The sequence below is a fragment of the Kitasatospora sp. NPDC057500 genome, from assembly GCF_042802195.1.
In the GTDB taxonomy this organism is placed as follows: Bacteria; Actinomycetota; Actinomycetes; order Streptomycetales; family Streptomycetaceae; genus Kitasatospora.
The window spans coordinates 1-1,955 of the sequence record NZ_JBHVER010000205.1; the positions used below are offsets into that span (position 1 = coordinate 1).

Below are 1,955 nucleotides of genomic sequence, written 5' to 3' on the forward strand. Positions count from 1 at the left end.
CCGCCGGCCCGTACGGCGGGCCCCGGCGGCATGCCGGCGACCAGGCAGGCAACCGGTCGTCAGGGGCGGCGGTCGGTGGGCGGTCGGTCGGTGGGCGGTCGGTCGGTGGGCGGTCGGTCGTCGAGGAGGGCCTGGCCGAGGGGGGTCAGGGCGTGGCGGACGCCGGTGCCGGTGCGCTCGGTGGTGAGCAGGCCGGCGGCGCGCAGGACGGTGGCGTGGTGGCTGGCGGTCGCGGCGGAGGTCCCGGTGCGGCGGGCGAGTTCGGCGGTGCCCGCCGGCTCGGCCGCCGCCCGCAGGGTGCGGGCGCGGGTGGCACCGAGCAGCGCGACGAGCCCGCCGCCCGGCTCCTCGGCGGCGGCCGCGGCCCAGACGGTCCGGTAGGTGGCGAGGTCACGGGCCAGCGGGTAGTGCAGCACCAGCGGGTGCTCCGGTCCCCGGTTGTCGGTCATGGCCACCGGCTCGGGCCAGAAGAAGGTCGGCACGAGCAGGATCCCGGTCCCCCGCAGGTACACATCGGCCTCCAGCGGGCAGGGCACCGACAGCACCGGTGCCGCCCAGTGGATGTCGGGGTGCAGCGAGCCGAGCAGGCCGTCCAGCCCGGCGTCGGCCGTCGCCAGCGCCCGCGCGGTCCGGTCGGTGTGCGCGGCGGCCATCAGCTGCGACCAGTACGGGGCGACCGCGAAGGCGTGGTACTCGCGCAGCCTGCGGTCCACGACCGCCCGCCACTCGCGGGAGCCGCCGTGCAGCTCCCGCACCCAGCGGGGCGTCCTCGGCCGCAGGAACTCCAGGACGGTCAGGTCCGCCGCCCACCGCCGGCGCGGCAGCGACCAGGTGTCGTCCAGGCTGTCCGGCAGGCTGTCGGTGGCGGCGTGCAGGAACGCCTCCGGTGCCTCCACCGCCCCGGCCGGCGTCGCCAGCTCGAACAGCACGCCCAGTTCGGGGCGCACGCGTCTGCGGGTCCTGCTGCGCCACCCCTCCAGGGCCGCTCCTCCCACGTCGCGGGCCTGTACCAGTGACAGGCTCAGGACCGTCTCGGCGAGCGGGTCGGGCGCCCGCGCGATCCGGACCCTGGTCAGGTCGTCGTGGGTGAAGTGGATACGCAGCAATCCGGTCCCTTCCGTCGGCCTCCCGGCGGGGTGCGGCGACATCCCGGCCTCGCCCCCACCGATCCCTGCGGCCCCGGGCGGCCGTGAGCCCACCGTAAGCGCACTGTTCGGGCGCGGCGCGCACGTTGCCCGGCTCTGACCGGTTCGTGGCACGCCCCGGACATTGCGCCGCCCGAATTCGATGGACCTCGAAGGGCCTTGGGGCGAACCGGGCCGGTTGGCGATGCTGATCGCCGAGGGCGTCCCACCGCGGCGTCCCGGCCCTTCGGTGAGGAGTGCGTCCCATCATGCGATCCACCACCCGTCAGTCCCTCGTCCGCTCCGGTGTCGTGGCCGGCAGCCTGCTCGCCGCCGCGGCCGTGCTGGCCACCCCCGCGCAGGCCGCCCCGGTGCTGCACGGCTACGCCAACGTCGTCCAGGGCAAGTGCCTCGACATCCGCGGCGGCTCCACCGCCGAGGGCGCGCTGCTCCAGGAGTTCAGCTGCAAGAACGCCTCGAACCAGCGGTTCTGGACGGACGACGCCGCCGTCGGCGGGACCGAGATCCGGGTGCAGAGCTCGTTCCTGTGTCTCGAACCGACCACCCTGAACGCCTACAGCAGCATCATCCAGCGCCAGTGCTCCGGCGCGGACACCCAGAAGTGGGAGCTGGTCCCGCAGGGCGTCAACGCCGTCGCCTTCAAGAACAAGGCGACCGGCCTGTGCCTCCAGGACTGGCTCTCGGGCGACGGCAGCCGGCGCGAGGTCAACATGTGGCAGTGCAACGGGAGCGCCTACCAGCAGTGGCTCCTGCGCTGACGGGCCGGCTCCGGCTCCGGGCGCGGCCGGGCTCGGGCGGCCGCGCCCGGGG

The 1,955-nt window shown here is 75.4% G+C and carries 2 protein-coding genes; one reads left to right on the forward strand and one right to left on the reverse strand.

Features of this window, described 5'->3' with window-relative positions; translation table 11 throughout:
• Nucleotides 1-59: 59 nt before the first annotated feature.
• Complete coding sequence (locus ACFU74_RS30715) at nucleotides 60-1,106, reverse strand: ArsR/SmtB family transcription factor (protein ID WP_380762625.1); 1,047 nt, start codon at nucleotides 1,104-1,106, stop codon at nucleotides 60-62.
• Between the two features lie 287 nt (nucleotides 1,107-1,393).
• Between ACFU74_RS30715 and ACFU74_RS30720 the strand changes: the two genes are divergently transcribed.
• A complete protein-coding gene (locus ACFU74_RS30720) occupies nucleotides 1,394-1,903 on the forward strand; it encodes an RICIN domain-containing protein (RefSeq protein ID WP_380762627.1) in 510 nt (169 codons plus the stop codon).
• The last annotated feature ends 52 nt before the right edge of the window (nucleotides 1,904-1,955 follow it).